Source organism: Aquirufa sp. Wall-65K1 (assembly GCF_054558475.1).
Genome location: NZ_JBPXKD010000001.1, coordinates 677,930 through 700,906, shown reverse-complemented (window position 1 = coordinate 700,906; position 22,977 = coordinate 677,930). Strand labels below are relative to the sequence as shown.

Below are 22,977 nucleotides of genomic sequence, written 5' to 3'. Positions count from 1 at the left end.
TAAATCTATGTATTAAGTATACTAATTGGTTTAAAAAAATCTCAGATGTATGTCTGAGGGGCTATTGTTTTCAATTATGCATGCAAAGTAAATACATTATCCTATTTAGTATACCTTTTTAGTATAGTATCTGTAAAAGTTCTTTAATATTTCAAATTCCAACTAAATAAAGTGAAATTTTTGACAAGACTTTTTGAACTAAATAAGTAGAAATGGAATAGGCAATAAGCCAATATTGAAACTGGGGGGATGATTAAAGACCTATGTTTTTCATCAATTGATAAACTCCGCCCATAATTTTTTCTTCCACCGTATCGGCAAAAGGACCGGGCCACCCATAATATATCATACTGGATTCTGCTTCATAGCCACCCTCTTGTAGAACTCTCTTTGAGGGTATGTAGCACATTACTTCATGGCTATAAGCTGCCACAAAAATATCGTGTAGATCGAATTCTTTTTTGATTCTCAAGGAATAATCCACTACAACTTCTCCTGCCAATGCCACCAAAGTAAATTCTTTTCCAATTCGGAGGGCCTGTATGGGATATTGATATTGTTGAATGTTCCAGCCCTTATTTATCGCCTCCAGCATTAATTTAGCCCTTCTTTGTTTAAATATATCGTCCCCTACAAGTTCCTTTTGGTAAACGCTGATGTTCACCTTTTGAAAATCTAGGCTTACTAGTTGCGCATCATAGCGTAAAGAATTTCCTAGGGGTTTTAAGGGTTTTTGTAGGACGTTTTGAACCGTCTCGGCTAATTTTTTACCGTGCTTCTCTGCCAAGGCGATAGTCCCTCTTGGCTCAGGATTTTGATCACCAGCACAACCTAGTATGAACATGGCCAAGGCTCCAGGATATTTTTTTTCTATTTCAATTTGAGCAAATCCTGCATAATCTCCATTGACTAAATAATTGTCCCCTTGTACCGTGGTGTTATGGCAAGCATAAGCCACCAGCACGGCTTTAATTTGCCCTTTTAAATCGCTTACTTGAATCACAGGTACATCATGGTCAACCGGGCCAGGCAAGTCCTGTCCTAGTTTAGAGGCGGCAAGTTGTCGACGGTTTATCGCAAAATCTGCCTGACCATGCCCCATGGATAATTTCATTTTTTCTTTCTTCGCGATGGATTCTTCGGCTAAATCCACCAGCTTATCAATTAAACCTAAGGTATAGTTGGATACGCTTTTTTGCTCTTCCAAATGATAATCAGCTATACCACTTAATGCCGGCCAAATCATTGGTCCAGAATGGGTATGAGATGAATTGATGATGATTTGTTTTTGACTTAGACCATATTTTTCTTCCAATTGCTGAACGATACCTTGATGTACCTCTCGACTGAGTCCCAATAAATCCGTGCTGATGATGATGGCTTTTTCCTTGTGGGAACTTTCTAAATAGATAGCTTTAGCCCAAAGATCATGGACAATACCCGTAGCAGGAGTGGTTCTGCTGGCATAGCCGGTAAGCCAAATAGGAGAACTTGGCGTGATGCTTTTTTTTGCCAAACCAACGAACATATCTTGCCCCATGGTCTTCATTTCCATAAGTAGCATGAAAATCAGAAAGGATAATTTCAAGGTATTTTTCATAGTTTTTGTCCGATTTGGGGAGCATTTATTTGAATGAGATCACAGCGTATTTGGCCATTTTCTGGAATTCTTGCTAGGGCATAAATCTTGCCCTCAAAATCGATGGCAATGGAATTGACATATTGAGGCCAATTTCCATCTTCATAAAAAATGGGACCATGATCTTGATAATCTTGAGTGGGAATGTGGTAGCTGACCAGATGCAAATATTCCAAACCTTTGGCCGCCCCTTTGGCAATCGTTTTTTCACCTTCTAATCGTTTGCCATCTTGGTAAATGGGTCCTCCTGTTAAATAATACAAGGTTTCTTGATCGGGACCCAATTGGAATCCTAAATATCCATAACTAAACTGATCGAACATTCCTGATCTTTTGGAAGCTAAAGAAGTGATTCGATCTAGTACTTCTATTTGCTGTTTTATAGGATCAAATCGGAATAAATATCCCGAATTTCCATGTACGCCATAGGCCACTTGTTCGGGTTCATACCAACAAATTTGTCGCCAATTATAGCTCATACTTCCCGGATAGGTAGGATTGTATTGACCAAAATAATCTAATCGTAAATGAGCCTGTTCTATTACAATTAGCTGCTTTGATTCGGGCTTAATTTGATATATATCACCTTCGGCCGTGGAAAAATAGGCTATTCCGCTTGAAGGATGCACAAATAATGAACGGCACAGAGATCTAAAATCATCGCCTGGTGTTCCAGCTTCACCTAGTCCTGCTACAGAAGGATAAAGATGTAATTGACGATGTTTTACATCAAATTGAAAAATTTTCCCTGTGGGCCAAGTGATACCAAAGATCATCCCTCTTATTGTATCCATGGTCATGGAAACACAGCCTTCGCCATCTGGAAGAATAGCTAGATCTTCAAATTTACCAGAGCCAAGATCATAGCTGAGCAAATGGCCACCAGGGTATAAAGCATAATTATTAGGTGCTTCAATGGGCAATCGATCCATGCCATCAATCAATTGATAATAACCCACATGAGTGGCAAAATAGAGTTTCTTGTCATATTCATAGAAACTCACATGACTTTTACCTTGTGGGATATGTGGAAAATTTCCTTCATCACAAATGGTATTTAAGTCGGCCAAATGGGTGATTTGATTCGTTTTTGGATCGAATTCAAACATTTGTCCAGCGGCCTCCAATTGATCAGAGGAAAGAACGTAATAAATTCGACCATTGGATGCTAATGAAATGGCATTATAACTATCATGAGCTAATGAAAAACCCGAATTAAACGCTTTAGCTTGCAATGAATGAGATGGAATTGGCATGTAGGTTTAAATTAAGGCTGCAATTTCTTTTTAATGGCTTCAGCTTCACGGTGTATTTTTTGAATACTATGGAAAATGAGTTCCATGTCTTCCTTAGAACCTAATAAAAGATTTTGGGTAAACCAGACTGCCTCTTGGCACAATTGATCATTCAAAGGACATTGATTTTGTTCCATATAGCTCGAATACGTTAATTCACTTTTGGAATATAGCTTTTTGAAATGTTTAGATTCAAAAGTCTCTTTGATAAAAGCTTGGGTATTTAATGCCGTATAACCACCCGAACAAGGAACTCCTTCGGCTTGTAAAGCTTGTAAAAAATGAGCGCGACTTAATCCCTTAAATTCTTCTGGATTATATCGAAAAGGGAATAAATGAAAAGCCGCTCTCGTGACAGAGGGGTAAAGACGATAGGTTTGAATACCTGGGATGGTTTTCAACATGGAAGACAAATAGCTAGCGCGTTCATTTCGGGTTTGGGTTTGCGCTTCTAAACGAGTTAATTGGGCTAAACCAATGGCAGCTTGGTATTCCGTAAATCGTACTTTACTACCTTGCATGACACTTCCAGCACTGATGGAACCTGTGGCCACCCCATAAGGAAAACCTAAGTTATGGTAGGAATAGCAGCGATCCATGTAGGCTTCGTCATTGCTAACGATAGCTCCTCCTTCACCAATGGCAATATTTTTCGAATTTTGAAAACTGAAACAACCCGCTAATCCAAAGCTGCCTATTTTTTGATGATTGATTTCGGCCAAGGGTGCTTGACAAGCATCTTCAATCACCAAAAGTTGGTGTTTTTTAGCTATTTCCATGATATGCAACATATCGCAGGGTAATCCTAAAATATGGACGGGCAATATAGCTTTGGTGCGGCGGTTGATTTTCGACTCAATCTTGTGGCTGTCCATTTGAAATGTTTCAGGGTCCACATCCACAAAGACGGGAATGCAACCATTGGCCAAAATAGCTTGAATACTTGCTACAAAGGTGTAGGGGGTTACTAATATTTCATCACCTGGACCTAGCTTAGCTTGATTGATGGCCACAATGAGGGATTGAGTGCCATTGACTAAGGTTAAACACCTGCTAGTACCAATGGTATCAGCCCAAGCTTTTTCAAATTGTTTCACCATTTGGGCTCTGGACCAAACCCCACTTCTCATAACTTCCAGCAATAATTTTTCGTCCTTTTCTGCATCCCAAATGGGCCAATTAACCCAATTGCTAAGTAATGTATTTGATTTACCTCCTAAAATGGCGGGAATCTGTGTGTTGGAAGAACGAGGGGGGAAGCCTTTTTTTTGCCAAGATGGAATCACAGCAGCGGCACTCAAAATACCTGATTGCATCAGAAACTGACGTCTTTTGGAGGATTTCATATCATTAAATAGGTTGTTGATAGCAAGATAAATGAATATTCATAAATTTTAAACGATTCATGAAAAAAGGCTTGTTTGAATCAGGGTAGGATAGATTACTGTTTTTTGGCATAGATGGCTTCAACGCATCATACAGCTTATTGTGAGGTAAAAATGCTAATATTAAAATCCGTGTAGCCATTCATGCCCATTGTTCAGGTTTGTTTTTCATTGTATTTCACTTAAATTGGCTACCTAAAACCTATTTAAATCAACGATTATATTTCTTTTGTCATAGACAGTTTATAATCTTCATCTTCCTTAATTATGAATAAAGCGGTTTCCGTTTCTGCTTTGAGTAGGAGAGACACTCAAGTCTCTATCCTGATCATTGGATTCATGTTTTTTATCTTTGGTTTTGTCTCCTGGGTAAATGCCATCTTGATTCCTTATTTTAAGATTGGTTGTGAGCTGAGTAATTTTCAGGCCTATTTTGTCACTTTTGCTTTCTACATATCTTACTTTGTTATGTCAGTTCCAGCCTCTTTTTTGTTAAAAAAGGTTGGATTTAAACGGGGAATGATGTTGGGCTTTTGGCTTATGTCTTTAGGGGCATTCATCTTTTTACCTGCATCCTTAACACGCACTTATCCCATATTTTTATTAGGGCTGTTTACTTTAGGTGCAGGTTTAGCCATCTTACAAACAGCTGCTAATCCTTATATCACCGTATTAGGCCCACAAGAAAGTGCAGCGCAACGCATCTCCATCATGGGGATTTTCAATAAAGGAGCTGGGGTTTTGGCCCCTTTGGTTTTCGCCGCAGTTATCTTAAAGGCTACCGATAGTGATTTGTTTAAAAACTTGGCATCTATGACAGGCGAAGCCCGTAATGCCGCTTTGGATGAATTAGTCGGCCGGGTTACCATTCCCTATGCCATTGTGGGTACGGTTTTGTTTTTATTAGGTTTAGTCGTTCGTTATTCTCCCTTACCCGAGATTGATACCGACTCAGAGTCGGAGGAGCAAGCCATCTCCAATGCCGGAAAAACCAGCATTTTTCAATTTCCGCATTTGATCTTAGGGGCTATCGCCATCTTTTTACACGTTGGTACCCAAGTAATTGCTATTGATACCATCATAGGCTATGCAGGATCCATGAACATTGCCTTATTAGAGGCGAAGGTATTTCCTTCTTATACCTTATTAGCGACCATAGCTGGTTATATTTTGGGAATCATTTTTATCCCCAAATACCTTTCTCAAGTGAATGCTTTCCGAATCTGTACGCTATTGGGAACTTTATTTACCTTAGGCATCATTTTTGGTCATGGAACAGTCCAATTTCTAGGTCACCAGGTAGACATTTCCATTTGCTTTGTGATTTTATTGGGTCTTTCCAATTCTTTGATATGGGCGGGTATTTGGCCATTAGCCCTAGATGGATTAGGTAAATTCACCAAATTAGGGGCTTCCATTCTGATTATGGGCCTATGTGGAAATGCCATTATGCCCTTATTTTATGGTTATTTGGCCGATATTTATGATTTACGATCAGCCTATTGGGTGTTATTCCCATGTTATTTATACCTCGTTTTTTACTCGGTCTATGGCCATAAAATCAGAAAATAAATATTCTGAATCACCTATTTATGAAACATAAATTAAATTCTCGAAGACAATTTCTTCAGCAAAGTTCCTTAGCAGGCCTGGCCATTATCACTTCAAATACCATGATGAATGGCCAACCAGTTTCTCATTTGCAACAAAAGGCAGAAGTGGGTAAACGAATTGGTATCATCGGTTTGGATACATCTCACGCCACGGCATTTACCAAGGCCCTAAATGCTCCCGAGGCTAGCCAATATGCAGGTTATAAGATTGTGGCAGCTTATCCTAGAGGTAGTAAAGATATTGTTTCAAGTACTGAGCGAATTCCTAGCTATACAGCTGAAGTTCAGAAATATGGCGTAGAAATTGTGAATTCGATTCAAGAATTACTATCCAAAGTGGATGTAGTGATGTTGGAGACCAATGATGGTCGCTTACACTTGGAGCAAGCCTTGGAAGTATTTAAAGCTGGGAAAAGAATGTTTATCGACAAACCCATTGCCGCTTCATTGAAAGATGCGCAAGCTATTTTTGCGGCAGCTGAAAGGTACAAAGTACCCATCTTTTCAGCTTCTTCCTTACGGTATTCTGCCAGTGTCCAAGAAGTAAGGGCTGGAAAAGCTGGCAAGCTTGTAGGTGCAGATGCTTACAGTCCTATGAAAATAGAAAAGACTCATCCTGATTTATTTTGGTATGGTATCCATGGAGTAGAAACCTTATTCACTATGATGGGTACCGGTTGTCAATCGGTCAATCGCTACATCAATGATGATCAAGAGGTGGTGGTGGGAGTTTGGAAGGATGGACGTATTGGAACGTTTAGAGGATTGAAAAATGGGAAGCAGGAATATGGCGGGACAGCCTTTGGTTCAAACTCTGTGATTCATTTAGGTCCATACGGGGGCTATGATCCTCTTTTACTTAAGATCATCGAGTTTTTTCAAACAGGAATTCCCCCTGTTTCCAAAGAAGAAACTTTAGAGATATTTGCTTTCATGGAGGCAGCAGATGCGAGTAAAAACCAACAAGGGGCTAAGGTTAACTTGGCTGATATGTATTCTAAAAAATAAACCTCTTTAAAACGATGAAAATTTTATATAGCTTATTGATTGTTTGTATTTTATGTTCTTGTTCCAGGGATAATACACTAACTAAAAGTGAAAAGTCCTCTGGTTTTTCTTTGATGTTTGACGGTAAAACTACCCAAGGGTGGCGTGGTGCTTTTATGAATGATTTTCCAAAAAAAGGATGGGTGATTCGTGATGGAGCCTTGCTGGGGGAATTAAGTAATGGGGGAGAAGCAGCCGATGGAGGAGATATAGTCAGTTTAAAAAAATACCGAAATTTTGATTTACGATTCGATTGGAAATTGGGTAAACTAGGTAACTCGGGCGTCAAGTATTTGGTCGAGGAAAAAATGCCCAAAGCTTCTGGTGGCTCGCAACCAGGCTATGAATACCAATTAATAGACGATGCCGACTTTATCTACAATGATAAACATCTACCTGCTGAGATAAAAACAGGTTCACTATACCAAATTGCGGCCGCTCAAAAGCCTGATGTTGATATTTCTATTTGGCATACATCACGTATCGTTTTTAATAATGATCAGATTGAACATTATTTAGATGGTAAATTGATTGTCTCCATCAACCGAAAATCTAAAGCATTTTTAGATGGTTTTCAGCAAAGTAAATTCAAGACTTTTCCCAATTACCCAAACATACAGGAAGGGCATATCTTATTGCAGGACCATGGACACAATGTCGCTTTTAAGAATATCAAGATTAAAGAACTATAAGGAATAGACGATTCGACCATTCACCATGGTCATTTGGATGTTGATATCCTGATCAAAAATGAGGATATCAGCGTCTTTCCCTTTTGATAAACTACCTTTTTGCTCCTCTATGTTCATGATTCTAGCTGGAACCGCAGAAATCATTTGAATAACTTCTAATAAGGGTACATCCGTCATTTGCAACATGGTTCTAACCAATCGATCGGTGGTAGCAATACTTCCGGCAAAAGCAGTTCTATCTGGTAATTTAGCGACTCCATCCTCAATGATAACTGCTAAACCTTTATCCTTATGACCCAAAATTGAATTTCCTGGAGGCAAACCTGCTGCTCTCATGGCATCAGTGATTAAGGCTGTTTTATTAGCACCCTTGATTTTGTATACGAGCTTCAAAAGTGGGGAGGGCAAATGAACTCCATCAGCAATGATCTCCACATCCATGTCATCGATTAAATACCCTGCTTCTACTGCTCCTGCATATCGAAATGCATTTTTTCTCGTTACCCCCGACATAGCCGAATAAAAATGGGTGGCTAATCGATAGCCATGGTGGAAAGCTTTTTCGACTTCCTCAAATATGGCATCAGTATGAGCTAAGGCTACTAAAACACCTTGAGCATTGACATAATCCCCAAATTCCAAAGCCCCTGGAAGTTCAGGTGCCGCCGACCAGCGTTTGATACAATCGTAATTTTCAAGGATGAATTGGTATTCCTCTGGATCTGGATTTCGAATGTATTTTGGGTCTTGAGCCCCACGTTGGCTTAAAGCAAAATAGGGCCCTTCTAAATGCATGCCTATGAAACTAGCTCCTTCTGTATTGATTTTATGAGCTTTTTGGTAAGCCTCTAAGGTTGAAATTAAATCTTCTTTTTCGCTAGTTAAAGTGGTTGGAAGCATCGCTGTAGTGCCATAGCGCGCATGCGTTTTGGCAATTTCTAAAAAAGCTTCTACCGTTCCATCCATGAAATCATGGCCACCACCGCCATGAATATGTATATCAATAAAACCTGGCGAAATGTACTTTCCTGCTGCATTTATTTCAATGGAATCGGGAAAATCCACATTCCCAGCTACTACCTCAAGAATTTTCCCATTTTCAACCAATACCGTCCCATTCGAAAGGATTTCATTCCTTAAAATGACTGCACCGCCATGGATTTTATATCGGGAAAGTTTTGAGTTCATTAGGCAGTAAAGGCTTGTTTTTTAATGGAAGGAGAAAGTAATTCAGCCGAATGTTGGTCTAAATACATGGAACAATCGGGATGTTTTTGAAGGATACTGGCAGGATACCAAGGACTTACTTCATTCTCCAAGCAATTTTTTACGGCCTCTGCTTTTCTGAAATCAGGAACAGAGCAAATGATCTTCTTGGAAGCCATGATGTGTTGAATCGACATGCTGATGGCTTGCTGGGGAACATCTTCTAAACTAGGAAACCACCCTTCACCCATTTGTTGTTTGCGGCATGCTTCATCCAATTGAACCACGATATAGGGATCTTTAGTTTCAAAATTTGCGGGAGGATCATTAAATGCCAAGTGTCCATTTTCACCGATGCCCACCAAAGCCACATCAATAGGATGATGGGAAATAATGCTATTTAATCGTTGGCATTCTGCTTCTGCATCATGTTCTCCATTGATTAGATTAACAGCTTGTAAAGTTGGTACTAATTGAATAAAGCGTTCTGTTAAGTATTTTCTAAAGCTAGCTGGATGCTCGATGGATAAGCCAATGTATTCATCTAAATGAAATAAGACAACCTTGCTCCAGTCGATGTCTTTTTCTTGAATTAATTGATTCAGGGTTTCGAACTGACTTGTACCTGTGGCTAAAATGATATTAGCTTGACCTTTACTTTGTATGGCCAGTTTGATATGTTCTGCAGCTAAGCTGCCAGAAGCTTGTCCTAAATTTTTAGGAGAAGAAAAAATGTGTAGTTTCAATGTAATAGGCTTTAGACGCGTAAAAAGACCTTTTTTTCGTAAAGGAATCTTAAAAATACCCATTTAATTAAGATCACACAAACTACGGAGAGACAAACTGAAAAGCTTTCTCCGAAGAGTTGAAATAACCAGGTAAATAGGGCATTATTGGTATAATCCCAATCGATAAAATGTCCAGATAAATAAATGAGGATGGAATTCATTCCAATAACTTGGAAGAAAAAGGCCCATTTTTGATAGCCTTTTACGTCCATGATATAATAAAATAGAGCTAATAATAATAGACTTAGCCCAGTGGTTTGCATCACAAATGAACTTGACCACAGGTTTTTATTGATAGGGAAATCTAGATTCCATATTTGGGCAATGAGGAGTGAAGTGATCCCTGCATACAACATCCATTTAACCTTTTGTATAGCTTGATATTCCTGTTTTTTGAGGAATATTCCTGTGATAATACCAGCCAATGCGGTGCTGATGGCTGGTATATTGTTGAAAAAACCTACGGTATCATGTATTCCTCGAGATAGTCTGCCTGGCAAAATACTTCGATCTACGTAGGAGGCGAAATTCCCTGGCTCACTTAAATCACCCATTGGGAAACCTGGGGCAGAGGTAAATTTAAGTATGAGCCAATAAGCCAATAGCAATCCTGAAAACCAGATGATTTGAGCTTTTTCTTGGGTGTATAAATAAATGATATTAGCCATCATATAGGCTATACCGATTCTTCCTAAAACGCTGGAAAACCGAATTTCAGCGATGGGCTTTATTTCTAAACCTTCATTATAAATGATACCTAAAATAACTAAGCTTAAGCCCCTTATTATTACTTTTTTTAATACATCAGCCTTGCTTTTACCTTGGTCCAAAGATCTACCAATGGAAAATGGGGTAGATACTCCTGCCAAAAATATAAACAAGGGAAAGATTAAATCGTATACTCGGAAACCATCCCACTTTACGTGTTTAAATTGATGGGCTAAACCTTGCCAAAAAGGTGATTGGCTTTGTTCTGCTATTTTATGGATGAGTTCATCTGCCCCCATAATCCAAAACATATCAAAGCCCCGCAGAGCATCCAAGGAATGTAAGCGCTGACTGATAAATGAATCTTTTTCTGGACTAGCCATCGGCTTAAATTTTAGGTTCCCAACCTTTTTCATAAGTTCTACTCCAGAACTTCATGGCCTCTTTATCATTTAAAATATGGCCATTTTGAGGGTCTATTTGAAGACTTCGACCGATGCGCTGAGAAATATTACCTAATTGGACAAGGAGAGTACTTTGGTGACCACTTAAAATATCTGAATTAACAGCCACTCCTTTTTTGATTCCATCAAATAGATTTTGAATGTGCAAAGCATCCAGATTGGAAGCAGGATCTGCCAAATTACGAGCATCCACGGCAAAGTCATTTTTGACTTCTTTCACTAGGTTATTCTTTAGGTCGAATATTTTATAAGAATTTCCACTTTCAATCAACATGGAACCTTGTTCGGCATAAAAAATGACTCCAACACTTTGGCTTTCTACGGATTTCCCATTACAGCTTCTTCCTTCCCAAGTGATCAATGATTTATTCTCGAATTCCAAATTAATCATTTGGGTATCAGGTGTTTCCCAATCGTCTTGGTAGCGATATCTACCTCCATTGGAGCTAACCTTGGTAGGATAATGTACATTTAAACCCCACCGAGCCAAGTCAACCATGTGGGTGCCATTGTTTAGAGCTTCTCCAGTTCCCCAATGCCAAAACCAATGCCAGTTATAGTGTATTAAATTATCTTTGAAGGCCTTTCTTGGCGCAGGACCTTGCCATAAATCATAATTTAGCCAAGAAGGTACTGTAGTCTCTTTTCCTATTCCAATGGATGCTCGGTTATTGGTATACCAAGTTTTAGCGTAATATGGTTTGCCAATTACCCCCGCATGTAATTCAGCGATGGCTGCCGCTACATTGGGCCATGATCTACGCTGGTTTCCCATTTGCAAGATTCTTTTGTGTTTAGCGGCCGCTTTTACTAAAAGTTCCCCCTCATTGGGATTATGCGAACAAGGTTTTTCTAAGTACACATGTTTCCCGGCTGAACAAGCTAATATGGCAGCTGGGGCATGCCAGTGGTCGGGAGCGGTGACGATCAGGACATCAACATCTTTATCTTCCAAGGCATTTCGGAAGTCAGGGGTAGCTTTAGGACGTTTGTGCTGTATTTTTTCTATGGCATTGATACAAATATCAGCTGCGCGGGAATCCACATCACTGACATGCAATACTTCACAATTTTTTTGTGCAGCGAAATTCTTCCCAACGGCTAAACCTCGACTATTCACCCCCATACAAGCCACGGTGATCTTTTCGTTGGCACCAAGAATATGGCTGTAACTTTTAGCAGAAAAGCTTGGGAGAATTCCTCCTATGGATAATACGGCTGCTCCCGTAGATGCCTTTTTAATGAAGTTCCTGCGTGAATTTTTCATTATCTTGAGTTAAAATAGGTTTATTTTTTTGAGCCATTGAGGCATTTCATTTCCAAAGTTATCAATTGCAAGCATTTTTGCAAGCCTGATTTGAAATGTAGAAATAAGAATTTGGAGCTACAAATATTTGGATAAGCGAACAATCTTGTAGAAACTTGTATGCCATCAAATAAATTAATTAAAAGCTAAAATTTACCTTTCACTCTTTATCTTTTTCAATTGCGTTTTCTTTTCATAGTCATCCTCTTTTCTTCCCTACCAATCCACGCACAAAGCTTGGTCAGCAAATCTGATTTAGATTTTCTAAAAGAATTGACTCAAGCGGTAATTGATAGTTCTAGGATTTTACCCAATCAGCGTATATCCCCAGATTTTGGACCTAATCAAACCGGTGGAACCTTAATTCGTCCAGGAGGGAGGTCTTCTTATCCTGCTTTTTGGATTCGTGATTATGCTATGTCGGTAGGAACAGGGATGATGTCATGGGAAGAACAAAAACACATGTTGATGGTAACGGCAAGGACACAAAATGACGTATTGAGGAAGACTAAATTTGGTTCGATAATTCCCCGGGGAGCGATAGCTGACCATATCCGAATCGACGATGGGCAAGCTATTTATTTCCCTGGAACCTATTCGGTTGAAAATCAAGGAGAAACTCGTTGGGGCTATCAACCTCCTTTAGATGATGTGTTTTATTTTATTCAAATGGCTTACGAATATGTAAAACAAAGCAAAGACCTAACAATACTAGATCAGCCCATTAGAGGAATTAGCTTGTTTCAACGCTTGCTCCTAGCTTTGGAGGCTGTGCCTATTAATCCTGTCAATCAATTGGTTAGCGTGCATGAAAAGAATAGGGGAGTAGATTTTGGTTTTCGGGATGCCATCCACATCACAGGAGATTTATGTTTTAGTTCCTTACTACGTTATCAGGCATTATTACAAATCGCTGAATTATATCAATGGAAAGGAAATCGGGTTGAATTTCGACAAATGCAGTCGCGCGCAGGTTATGTAAAACAACAAATCATTCGTGTTTTTCTGAATTCCACCGGAATGTTAAAAGCCTCCACTGGGAAAAGTGCCCAGTCAGATGTTTGGAGCACAGCTTGGGCAGTTTATTTGGGAGTATTACATGGAAAAGATGCAATGAAGGCTTCTCAAAGATTGAATAGTGCCTATTTAGACAAAGAATTGGCCTATCGCGGAGCTGTGAGGCATGTTTTAAAATCGGACGATTTTAGTGAAAAAACAGCTTGGGAAGGAAGTTTAGTGAAAAAAGATACCTATCAAAATGGGGCCTATTGGTCTACTGCCACTGCTTGGGTAGCCTATACCATGTCTTTATGCCCGAATTCAAAAGCAAAGCACTTGATTGATGAGTTTATCCAAGATTTAAAACAAGGAGATTTTAGAAAAGGAAAGGAATTTGGCGCCCCCTGGGAGTGTTTTACGGATACGAGCCAACAAAATCCTGTTTACATGACATCAGTTTCTGTTCCTTATCAAGTCCTAATCGATTTAGCATCCAAAGCCCAAAAGCCTACAAGTCATCGTAGGATTAAAAATAGTTTAAATTGAATTGTTCAAATGCAAAATTGTTATAGCTTTGAAGATTGAATTGCCATGTAGGATTTGACAATTCCAATTACCTTATAAAATTAGACCTATGAAACTAAAAAAATCCGATGCTTCCAGAAGGGAGTTTATTAAGTCTGCCAGTTTAGCCTCTGCTGGTTTTATGATTGTTCCTCGCCACGTATTGGGCGGAAAAGGCTTTACAGCTCCCAGTGATAAAATCGTTGTTGCCGGTATCGGAGTAGGAGGTAAAGGAAAATCAGATTTACGTTATTTTGCTCAAAGTGGCAAGGCTGACATTGGTTTTCTATGTGATGTAGATGATCGTCAGGCTAAGGATTCCGTAGAAGCTTATCCAAAAGCTAAGTATTATAAGGATTGGCGTGTGATGTTAGAAAAGGAGTCAAAAAGTTTTGATGCTGTTTCTGTTTCTACACCTGATCATAACCACGCTATTCAGGCTATGGCTGCCATGCAATTAGGTAAGCACGTGTATGTGCAAAAGCCTATGACGCATGATATTTACGAAGCAAGAGCCTTAACTCAGGCTGCAAAAAAATATAAAGTAGTAACCCAAATGGGTAACCAAGGTTCTTCAGGAGACGGTGTTCGTCAATTGGTAGAATGGTTTGATGCGGGTATCATTGGAGATGTACATACGGTACAAATCTGGACGAATCGTCCTATTTGGCCACAAGGTATCCCATGGCCAAGCAATAAGCCTGCTGTTCCACAAGGATTGGATTGGGATTTATGGTTAGGAACTGCTCCTTATAAGGATTATGTAGACAACTTAATTCCAGGTAGCTGGAGAGGTTGGTGGGATTATGGTACAGGAGCATTGGGTGATTTAGGTTGCCATTTAATGGAAGCTCCTTTCCGTGTATTGAATCTAAAATATGCATCAGACGTACAAGCTTCTGTAAGTAGTGTATTTACTGCTTTTGGAAAGCGTGGATTTTTCCCAGATAGTTGCCCTCCTTCAAGTCATGCTACCTTAACTTTCCCTAAAACGGATCGTACTCAAGGTCCTATTACCATGCACTGGATGGATGGTGGTATTAAGCCAGAAAGACCAGAAGAATTAGGTCCAGATGAAATGTTTGGCGATGGTAATTCAGGAATCTTGTTCATAGGTACCAAAGGAAAAATGATGGCTAGCGAATATGCAGCTAACCCTCGTTTATTACCTTTATCTAGAAACGAAGAAGTAAAAGTTCCTCGTAAATTAGAGCGAGTACCAGGTAGTGCAGACGGTCACTATGCTCAGTGGGTAGAAGGCTGTATTGCAGGATATGGCAAAAAGCAATTAAGTTCACCATTTGAAATGGCCGGTCCTTTGACAGAAGCTATTTTGATGGCTAACTTGGCTATCCGTGTTGCGGATATCCCTGTACCTAGAAAAACAGGAAATGGAATGCATTATCCAGGATCAAACACGAAGTTGTTATGGGATAATCAAAACATGCGCGTTACCAATTACGACGCTGCCAATGCCTTTGTCAAGAGAACCTATCGCGAAGGCTGGACACTTGGAAATTAAAACCTCAGAGATGGATCCTGCCACAGGGTCCATCTTTTTTTTGTTTTTAAGATTACCCTCGAAATTACCCCTACTACATTAAACAATAAATATTAGATTATGTCCTATAAAATCAGATTAGGGATATTAGGTATTGTAATAGCTATCATAGCATTTAGCTCTTTTCAACCTTCCAATTCACCATACTTACAAATCAAAAAAAACACGACCATTTCCTTGGTAGGTAATAACCTAGGTTCACGAATGATCAATTTTGACCATTTTGAAACCGAATTACAATTACGCTACCCTGATAGTTTATTGACTGTAAGAAACCTGTGCGATGGTGGAGACACACCTGGATTTAGGCCTCATTCCTCTAGAAATGATCCTTGGGCATTCCCTGGAGCGGAGAAATTTCAGTTGGAATTTGCCAAAAATTCCGCAAGTGAGGGGCATTTGGAAAAGCATGATGTGTGGTTAAGCCGACTAAAAACGGACATTGTCATCGCCTTTTTTGGATATTCTGAATCAACGGAAGGACCAGCGAGGGTTGAAAATTATAAGGCTGAGTTAAACGCTTTCATCAAACATACAAAAAATCAAAAATACAATGGTCTTGCTTCGCCTCAATTAGCTTTGGTTTCTCCGATCGCTTTTGAAGACCTTAGTTCTCTTAGGGATTTACCTAATGGTAAGAAAGAAAATGAGAATTTGGCCCTTTATACCAAAGCCATGAAGGAAGTGGCGGAACAAAATAATGTATTGTTTTTAGATGTATTTGAGATCTCACAAAAATGGTATGAGGAAAGTAAAGAACCTTTGACCATAGATGGACTACAATTAAATAATGCTGGATACCAGCGCCTTTCTTTGTTTTTAGCCGATAAACTTTTTGGTAAGAAATCCACAGAGGTAGAATCTCGCAGAGCGATGGTTCAAGCGGCGGTAGATGAGAAGAACTGGATGTGGCATAATGATTTTAAGATTCCTAATGGAGTTCACGTATATGGTAGACGATATAATCCATTCGGTCCAGATAATTACCCCGCTGAAATTGAGAAGATTCGCCAGATGACTCAGATTCGCCAGCAGGCTATCTGGTTGGCGGCTAGAGAAGGTAAAGTTTTGGATGTAGAAGCAGAAGATAAAAAAACGAGGACCTTGCCTGCGGTGACTACGAATTATAATCCAGAGAAAAACGGAAGTTTACGGTATTTGTATGGCGAAGAGGCTTTAAAATCCATTCAAGTTCCAACAGGTTATAAATTGGAGTTATTTGCCTCAGAAGAGCAATTTCCAAATTTGGCTAAGCCATCTCAAATGACTTTTGATAACAAAGGCCGACTTTGGGTGGCAGCTATGCCAACCTATCCTCATTATAAGCCAGGAGACCCCAAGCCGAATGATAAGCTCTTGATTTATGAAGATTCCAATGGAGATGGAAAAGCGGATCGTGAAATTGTATTTGCCGACCACTTACAATTACCCGTAGGATTTGAAATTACGCAAGAAGGTGTATTTGTTAGTCAAGGCACCAATTTGGTCTTGTTGAAAGATACCAATGGAGACGATAAAGCAGATAGCAAAGAAATCATTTACAGTGGATTTGATGATCATGATTCACATCATGAGATTCATGCCTTTGTTTCAGATGAATCAGGAGCTATTTATATGGGAGAAGGGGTATTTTTACATACCAATGTAGAGACTCCTTATGGAACAGTTCGTGCTACAAATGGTGGTTTCTATCGTTTTAATCCTACTCGTCGTCATTTAGAAAGGGTGGCTCAGTTATCGATTCCTAATCCTTGGGGTATCGCTTTTGATCGTTGGGGACAAAATTTCTTTGCTGAAACTTCGGGACCAGATGTTCGTTGGATGATGCCTGGTAGTGTTTTAAACCGTTATGGTGAGGCCAATCATAAATCATATAATTTGATAGAGGAGGCACATCGGGTTAGACCTACTTCTGGTTTAGAGTTTATTTCAAGCCGACATTTTCCAGATGAAGTTCAAGGTGATATGTTAATTAACAATACCATTGGTTTCTTAGGAATGAAGCAGCATCAAATTTGGGATGATGGTACAGGATATAAGTCCAAGCACCGTGTGGATTTGGTCAAGAGTGAAGATCGTAATTTTAGACCGGTAGATATGGAATTTGCGCCAGATGGGTCTTTATATTTCATTGATTGGCATAATATTCTGATTGGTCACATGCAACATAATGCTCGTGATCCATTGAGAGACCATACACATGGTCGTATCTATAGAATTACTTATCCATCTCGTCCATTACTTAAGCCTGCTAAGATTTATGGAGCTTCAATAGATGAATTATTAGAAAATTTAAAGTTGCCTGAATACAGAACTAGGTACCGTACTCGTCGGGAATTAAGAGGCCGTCAGGTGGCTGAGGTAATTAGTAAAACCAAGGCATGGGTAGCTAAATTAGACAATAATGACCCTAATTATGAGCATCATGCACTAGAAGCCCTTTGGGTTACTTGGGGGATGAATAAAATTGACCAAGCTTTATTAAGCCAATTATTAAAAGCAAAAGATTACCATGTTCGGGCAGCGGCGGTACGTGCTGTTCGTTATAATGGTCATCAATTGCCGAATCAAGCTGCGCTGTTAACTCAAGCTGCTCAAGATAAACATGGTCGAGTAAGGTTGGAAGCCATCGTAGCGGCCTCTTGGATTGGTCCAGCAAAGGGTTTGCCAATTTTAGCTCTGGCCAAAACGAAGCCATTAGATGATTGGATGATCCATACCTATGAAACAGCATTCGCACACCTTAGCGGAAAAGGCGTGGAGCGTAAGAAAGAAGTTTATGGGGCCACTAATTTAAAAGGAGCAGATCTGGAATCTTATACTGCTGGTGGAGCTTTGTTCGGAAAAGAGGGTTATTGCGGTACCTGTCACCAATTAGATGGTAAAGGATTAACGGCCTCAGGCTTTCCTCCATTATCGGGCTCTAAATGGGTAACAGGAAATCAAGATCGTTTGATAAAATTGGTATTAAATGGATTAATGGGACCAATGACGGTGAACGGTGTTAAATATTCAGGACAAGTTCCTATGACTCCATTTGGTGGATTGATGAATGATAAGGAAATAGCTGATGTCTTGACCTATATCCGAAATGCATTCGGAAATAAAGGTTCCGTAGTTACTCCTCAAAAAGTGAAGGAAGTTAGAGCCAGTGTCCTTGGTAAAAAAGATTTTTATCAAGTAGATAAGCTCCTTTCGGAACATCCTATGGAAGATTAGTTTGCTTTTAATAAAAACGGCCTCTTTACGGGGCCGTTTTTTATTTTATATCAAGTAAAATTCCCCATATTTATTCTTTGTCTTGTACACACTACTCTTAAAACGATCAATCAATGAGGTCATTCTCATGATTTTTCTTTGCTTATGGAAAAAATAACCATAAACTATTACCTGTATTTTTTGGGATTTTTGTTTTTTGCATTTGGGGCTAGCTTGTTGATCAAGAAAGGATTGTTAGCTACTCGACTTTTGGGGCTACAGTTTTTGCAATTAGGTATACAACTCTATTGTAGTTATTATATACAGTTACCCGTTATTTATGATCATCCGAATTATTTTAGGATAATATCGCCTCTATTCTATCTGATTGGGCCATTATCTTATTTATTCCAACATTTTTTATTGTATCCAGAAAGGAAATTTACCAAGGTTTATTTTCTTCACTTTTTTCCTTTTCTCTTTCATTTTTTGGAGTTTTTACCTTTGTATCTAAGTTCTGAGGCAAGCAAATTGGCCGAGATTAATGCGGTTATTAAGGAAAGTACCTTTAATAACTACCATTCTAATTTCGGATTGATTTCCATGAGAACTCATTTTTACCTAAAGGGCATCTCCTACATCTCTTACATGATTTGGACGGCTTATGAGTTGTTTAAATATTATCAGTCCGTCTCTAAATCCTTTTTACTAAAGAATCAATTGATTGTATTCTGGCTGACTGGAGATTTGTTCTTAAAAATTGTCGTTTTGTGCTTTCACATTGCTTTTAATTTCATGTATCCCGAGCAGGTACAAACCACAGCAAGGGATTTTCTCTATGCAGGGGAATTCGCTTTCATGGCCTTGTTTCTATTTTTGAATCCTCGATTATTGGATGGCCCCTACTTAAAAGGTCTAGTTTTTCAGCATTCTTATCGAGAAATTCCTGAAAATACCCTATCAAATTCTGCCCTTAATTTAGAAAAATCAAAAATCAATGTAAAGAATAAATCAATTTTGGAAAAATTGGATCGATATTTTGAATCTGAATTTATTTTTTTAAAATCAAACATTTCTTTAAATCTGGTGGCGCAAAGTTTGAAAATTAAACCAAGATTGATACGTATATCCTTACAAGAAGAGCGTGATTTTTCCTTTACAGACTATGTAAATTCATGGAGAATTCAATATGCAGAAGAGCAATGTCGAGATAATCCACGCTGGAAATCGTACAAAATCGAGGTTATAGCCACAGAATCGGGCTTTGGTACCCGGCAGAGTTTTAATGCTGCGGTTAAGAAGCTTAAAGGTGTCTCACCTGGTCAGTACTTCGCTAAGTACTTAAACTAATGTTCTCTTGTTTAAATTTTAATTAAAATTTTAACGAATACATTGTTCTCTTTTTTAAATTCGTAAAGAATGTTTTTTAGGTTAATTTTTCTTTACATATACTCAAAATTATCTTTTTGTGTTTGTAAAATATTGCTGTACCTTTGAAGTGTTATAAAAGTAAAAAAAATCTAAAGACGGTAAGTGTGGTTCCTTTAGGTTTTTTCTTATAACCCCGGATGTTGATATAATTTAGAACACGGAGTAATGTAAATCCAAGATTCAATGAATCTTGGATTTTTTTTGTGCCCTGTACTCATGGAGATTATTCTAAGCTTAGCTTATGCGATTGGGAGTCCACTAGAATGGTTTGATCTAATTTGTATAATTCTTGCTTGCCTACTTGATGATTAGATTCTCTAAGTAATAAATACATGTCAAATTCACCCGCTTGAATTGATTCATGGTTAATCTTTATTGAACCATAGGAGGCTCGGTAATTTTCCATCATCAGGAAATTCTTTTTACCATTCAGGGCAAACTGTATGGGTAAAATATAACTGAGTTTAGGATGAGTTTGTGATTGTAAGCAAATAAACCACTGGGCATTTAATTCAGTTGAAAATGGAAAATTTTGAAATTCCAGCCAATAGTAATGATTTAACCAAGTTGCGTGTTTTTGTTGCATCACCACTTGATATTCCTTCGCTTGTAGGCTAAATGTTTGTCTAGAAAGGCTTTTGGCTTTGTTTAGTTGGCTAGGACTAGTCCAAGTATTGTTAATAGAATACACTTTATTCTTTTCAGCTAATTCAAAGATTGGTTTGGCATTCCATAGAAATCCAGAGCTAACGGATAATTGACTTTGGTTGTTCTGCCAATTAATTCGATCAGCAATGAAGCTCATTTTTTGGTATTGTTGACTGTTAATATGGTTGAAATAAGCTAAGGTATTAAATGAAATACTATACAATAGTGAAATGATTAAAATTATGCGTTTGTATGGTTTATTTACTTGAGGTAGCAACAATAAATAAACAATTATCATGGATAGTGCCGCATATAATTGAAACCGACTATAAATGGTATAATTTTCTGCGGATCGTACCAAGGCAATTAATCCCGCTGAAAATAGGATAAAGGCTAATATGCCTAAATAGGTGGCTTGGTCTTGATATTTAAATTGAAATTTCCAGAAGTCTAGACTATAAAATATAAAAAAAGCCACAACGCCTATGCCAATACCCCATGAAAGGCTAAGTCCTAATTTGGGAAATTCCATAGCCGTGGCCCCTATAAAGCCTACAAAGGATAAGAAGATGTGCTGAATGTTCCAATGGAATTTAGCGGCTTGTCCCATCTGATAAATTTGTAGATAACAGGCAAAGAAAAGGACTAAGCATAAACAAATGATCAATGCGTTTTTCCAATTCTTTTGAAGTGCATACACATAGGCTATGGAAATAAATACAATAAATCCATTTCCAAAGGTAAATGAAGCCAAGAATGCCAATAAAATTGCCCAGGCTAGTGCAAATGACTTTTTTTCCGTAATTAAAGTTAGACTGACCAGTAGAAAAAGGCTAACATGGGCATGTTGTAAGCCTGTAATGGCCCAATTGGAGACTTCGTGATATTGGGGTTGTAACCACAAAAATGCTACTGGAGTGAAATATATTAGGTGGATTTTTTGTCTGTTAAAAAGCCGAAATAACAAGTACAGAATGACAATTAACTCGAATAAAGTAAGCCAAATTAGGTGCTGGAAATTTACCTGACCAAAAATTAGGTAATCAAACCAGGCTATTAACCTAGGTATAACAATGGAATGATCGTTATCTACTCGAAACAAAGCTTGAAAAAAACGTGACCAATCCCAAGGAGAAATTTGGGTACTATTAATGAATTCCAATAAGGTTACATCATCTTGAAAAGGGAAGTCCAAACTGAAATTAAACACGTAAAACACAAATATCCCAATCAATGACAATATGACAAGGCTTGAAATAGTTGAGAGGGTTTTGTGCATGTTTTATCTTAATGTACAAATTTAGGGAAAAATTAAATATTTGAATCCTTGAAAATTTTTCCATATTTCCCCTCGTATACTTCCGTTCTCATATTTTAGTTTTAATTTTGAGCACCTATCAAGAATGGGATGATAAATTCCGTTCTCATTAAACCTATTTAAATACTATAAATCATGTTTCATCGAGTGACCTATGCGATAGGTTCATTGGCGTATTTTATCAGCCTGAGTTTTCGAATTCTATTAAACCGTATTTACCAGCCTAATACTATTCATATTGGTATTCTTATGGATGGGGATTTAGGAGATATGGTTGCTTCAGAACCAATTCTACCAGCCTTGAAGGAGAAATTTGGACATGTGGCGATCTATTGGATTACAGAGAAACGATATTTTCCTATTTTTCAACATCATCCATTAGTTACGGAAATGGTGGATGAAAATAGTATATTGGTTGCCCGATTCTTATTAACATGGAATCCCTTTACACATTTTTATTTCTTGCAATTAAGTGATTTTAGAAAGGACCCGGTTTTTCATTTTTCCTTGAAAAACAAGAAAGCCGACGATTTAGGAATTCGATTAAACAATTATTACCACCATTTTAATTTGCTGGAAATTTCCTCTCAACTGGCTGACCTTGGCTTGATAAAAGGACAACCCCATCTCTATGTGGATCAGGAAGCTTTTAAATTGGATATCAAAAAACCTTATTGGCTGGTTCATTGTAAATCCAATGCTGGTTGGAGGGATTGGACAGACGAAAAATGGAGTGAATTATTGTTGAGGGCTATCGAAAAATGGGGAGTACAAGTGGTAGAAATCGGGATGAAGCATCCATTACCTTTTCAGCACCCTCATTTTACATCTTTGGTTGGCCAATGTGATTTGATAGAAACCATGAAAATCATTCAGGGAGCGTCTTTTTTTATTGGATTAGATTCTGGCCCTACGCACATGGCAAATGCATTTCAAATTCCAGGATTGGTGATTTGTGGAGAATTTACTTACTTTAAAAAATATATGTCCTATTCTGGCTTCTATCAGGAAAGTAATCGAACGAAAGTGATGTTTAATCCAGATGGTAAAGCAGAAGGCTTAGCTTTTGATGACGTGTGGCAACAATTAATTGCCTTGCAAGAAAATAGATAGCC

16 protein-coding genes are annotated in these 22,977 nt (G+C 38.4%); 8 read left to right on the top strand and 8 right to left on the bottom strand.

From position 1 onward, the window contains the following. Nucleotides 1-253: 253 nt before the first annotated feature. The 3 genes from ACST15_RS03145 to ACST15_RS03135 are packed head-to-tail and all read right to left on the bottom strand — an operon-like array spanning nt 254 to nt 4,280. A complete protein-coding gene (locus ACST15_RS03145; protein ID WP_459453189.1) occupies nt 254-1,600 on the bottom strand; it encodes a neutral/alkaline non-lysosomal ceramidase N-terminal domain-containing protein in 1,347 nt (448 codons plus the stop codon). Next, on the bottom strand, nt 1,597-2,895 hold the full coding sequence (locus ACST15_RS03140; RefSeq protein WP_459453188.1) for a hypothetical protein: 1,299 nt from the start codon (nt 2,893-2,895) through the stop codon (nt 1,597-1,599). The genes ACST15_RS03145 and ACST15_RS03140 overlap by 4 nt, the downstream gene beginning before the upstream one ends. 11 nt (nt 2,896-2,906) lie before the next feature. Beyond that, the gene (locus ACST15_RS03135; protein ID WP_459453187.1) at nt 2,907-4,280 is read right to left on the bottom strand and encodes a DegT/DnrJ/EryC1/StrS family aminotransferase; all 1,374 of its coding nucleotides are present in this window, start codon (nt 4,278-4,280) and stop codon (nt 2,907-2,909) included. Between the two features lie 306 nt (nt 4,281-4,586). On the opposite strand from ACST15_RS03135, the gene ACST15_RS03130 reads away from it, so the two are divergent. The 3 genes from ACST15_RS03130 to ACST15_RS03120 are packed head-to-tail and all read left to right on the top strand — an operon-like array spanning nt 4,587 to nt 7,671. Beyond that, complete coding sequence (locus ACST15_RS03130; protein WP_459453186.1) at nt 4,587-5,891, top strand: sugar MFS transporter; 1,305 nt, start codon at nt 4,587-4,589, stop codon at nt 5,889-5,891. Between the two features lie 20 nt (nt 5,892-5,911). Further along, complete coding sequence (locus tag ACST15_RS03125; protein WP_459453185.1) at nt 5,912-6,940, top strand: Gfo/Idh/MocA family protein; 1,029 nt, start codon at nt 5,912-5,914, stop codon at nt 6,938-6,940. 14 nt (nt 6,941-6,954) lie between these two features. Then, nucleotides 6,955-7,671, top strand: a complete 717-nt coding sequence (locus ACST15_RS03120) for a 3-keto-disaccharide hydrolase (protein WP_459453184.1) — start codon at nt 6,955-6,957, stop codon at nt 7,669-7,671. On the opposite strand, the gene nagA is transcribed toward ACST15_RS03120, so the two are convergent. Genes nagA through ACST15_RS03100 form a run of 4 tightly spaced genes read right to left on the bottom strand, consistent with a single transcriptional unit; the run spans nt 7,666 to nt 12,104 of the window. Further along, on the bottom strand, nt 7,666-8,859 hold the full coding sequence (gene nagA / locus ACST15_RS03115; protein WP_459453183.1) for an N-acetylglucosamine-6-phosphate deacetylase: 1,194 nt from the start codon (nt 8,857-8,859) through the stop codon (nt 7,666-7,668). The two genes, ACST15_RS03120 and nagA, sit on opposite strands and share 6 nt — an antisense overlap. Beyond that, nucleotides 8,859-9,623: a glucosamine-6-phosphate deaminase gene (locus ACST15_RS03110; protein ID WP_459453182.1), complete on the bottom strand. Its 765-nt coding sequence runs from the start codon at nt 9,621-9,623 to the stop codon at nt 8,859-8,861. The genes nagA and ACST15_RS03110 overlap by 1 nt, the downstream gene beginning before the upstream one ends. An 11-nt stretch (nt 9,624-9,634) precedes the next feature. Further along, nucleotides 9,635-10,789, bottom strand: coding sequence for an acyltransferase family protein (locus ACST15_RS03105; protein WP_459453181.1), 1,155 nt, complete (start codon nt 10,787-10,789; stop codon nt 9,635-9,637). Beyond that, nucleotides 10,761-12,104 carry a Gfo/Idh/MocA family protein gene (locus ACST15_RS03100; protein WP_459453180.1) on the bottom strand — a complete coding sequence of 448 codons (1,344 nt, stop codon included), beginning with the start codon at nt 12,102-12,104 and terminating at the stop codon, nt 10,761-10,763. Before ACST15_RS03100 ends, ACST15_RS03105 begins: the two co-directional genes overlap by 29 nt. Before the next feature lie 276 nt (nt 12,105-12,380). Here ACST15_RS03100 and ACST15_RS03095 point away from each other — a divergent pair, with 276 nt between their 5' ends. From ACST15_RS03095 to ACST15_RS03080, 4 genes are all read left to right on the top strand, one after another. Next, complete coding sequence (locus ACST15_RS03095; protein ID WP_459453179.1) at nt 12,381-13,688, top strand: hypothetical protein; 1,308 nt, start codon at nt 12,381-12,383, stop codon at nt 13,686-13,688. A gap of 88 nt (nt 13,689-13,776) precedes the next feature. Further along, complete coding sequence (locus tag ACST15_RS03090; protein WP_223144260.1) at nt 13,777-15,228, top strand: Gfo/Idh/MocA family protein; 1,452 nt, start codon at nt 13,777-13,779, stop codon at nt 15,226-15,228. Between the two features lie 99 nt (nt 15,229-15,327). Further along, complete coding sequence (locus ACST15_RS03085) at nt 15,328-18,486, top strand: PVC-type heme-binding CxxCH protein (RefSeq protein WP_459453178.1); 3,159 nt, start codon at nt 15,328-15,330, stop codon at nt 18,484-18,486. Nucleotides 18,487-18,630: 144 nt separating this feature from the next. Then, entirely contained in the window at nt 18,631-19,815 is a 1,185-nt protein-coding gene (locus tag ACST15_RS03080) for a helix-turn-helix transcriptional regulator (protein WP_459453177.1), read from the top strand. A 304-nt stretch (nt 19,816-20,119) separates the two neighbouring features. Here the strand turns inward: ACST15_RS03080 and ACST15_RS03075 are convergent, their stop codons facing one another. Further along, nucleotides 20,120-21,823: a hypothetical protein gene (locus ACST15_RS03075; RefSeq protein ID WP_459453176.1), complete on the bottom strand. Its 1,704-nt coding sequence runs from the start codon at nt 21,821-21,823 to the stop codon at nt 20,120-20,122. Nucleotides 21,824-21,997: 174 nt separating this feature from the next. On the opposite strand from ACST15_RS03075, the gene ACST15_RS03070 reads away from it, so the two are divergent. Continuing rightward, complete coding sequence (locus ACST15_RS03070) at nt 21,998-22,975, top strand: glycosyltransferase family 9 protein (protein WP_459453175.1); 978 nt, start codon at nt 21,998-22,000, stop codon at nt 22,973-22,975. Nucleotides 22,976-22,977: the final 2 nt, after the last annotated feature.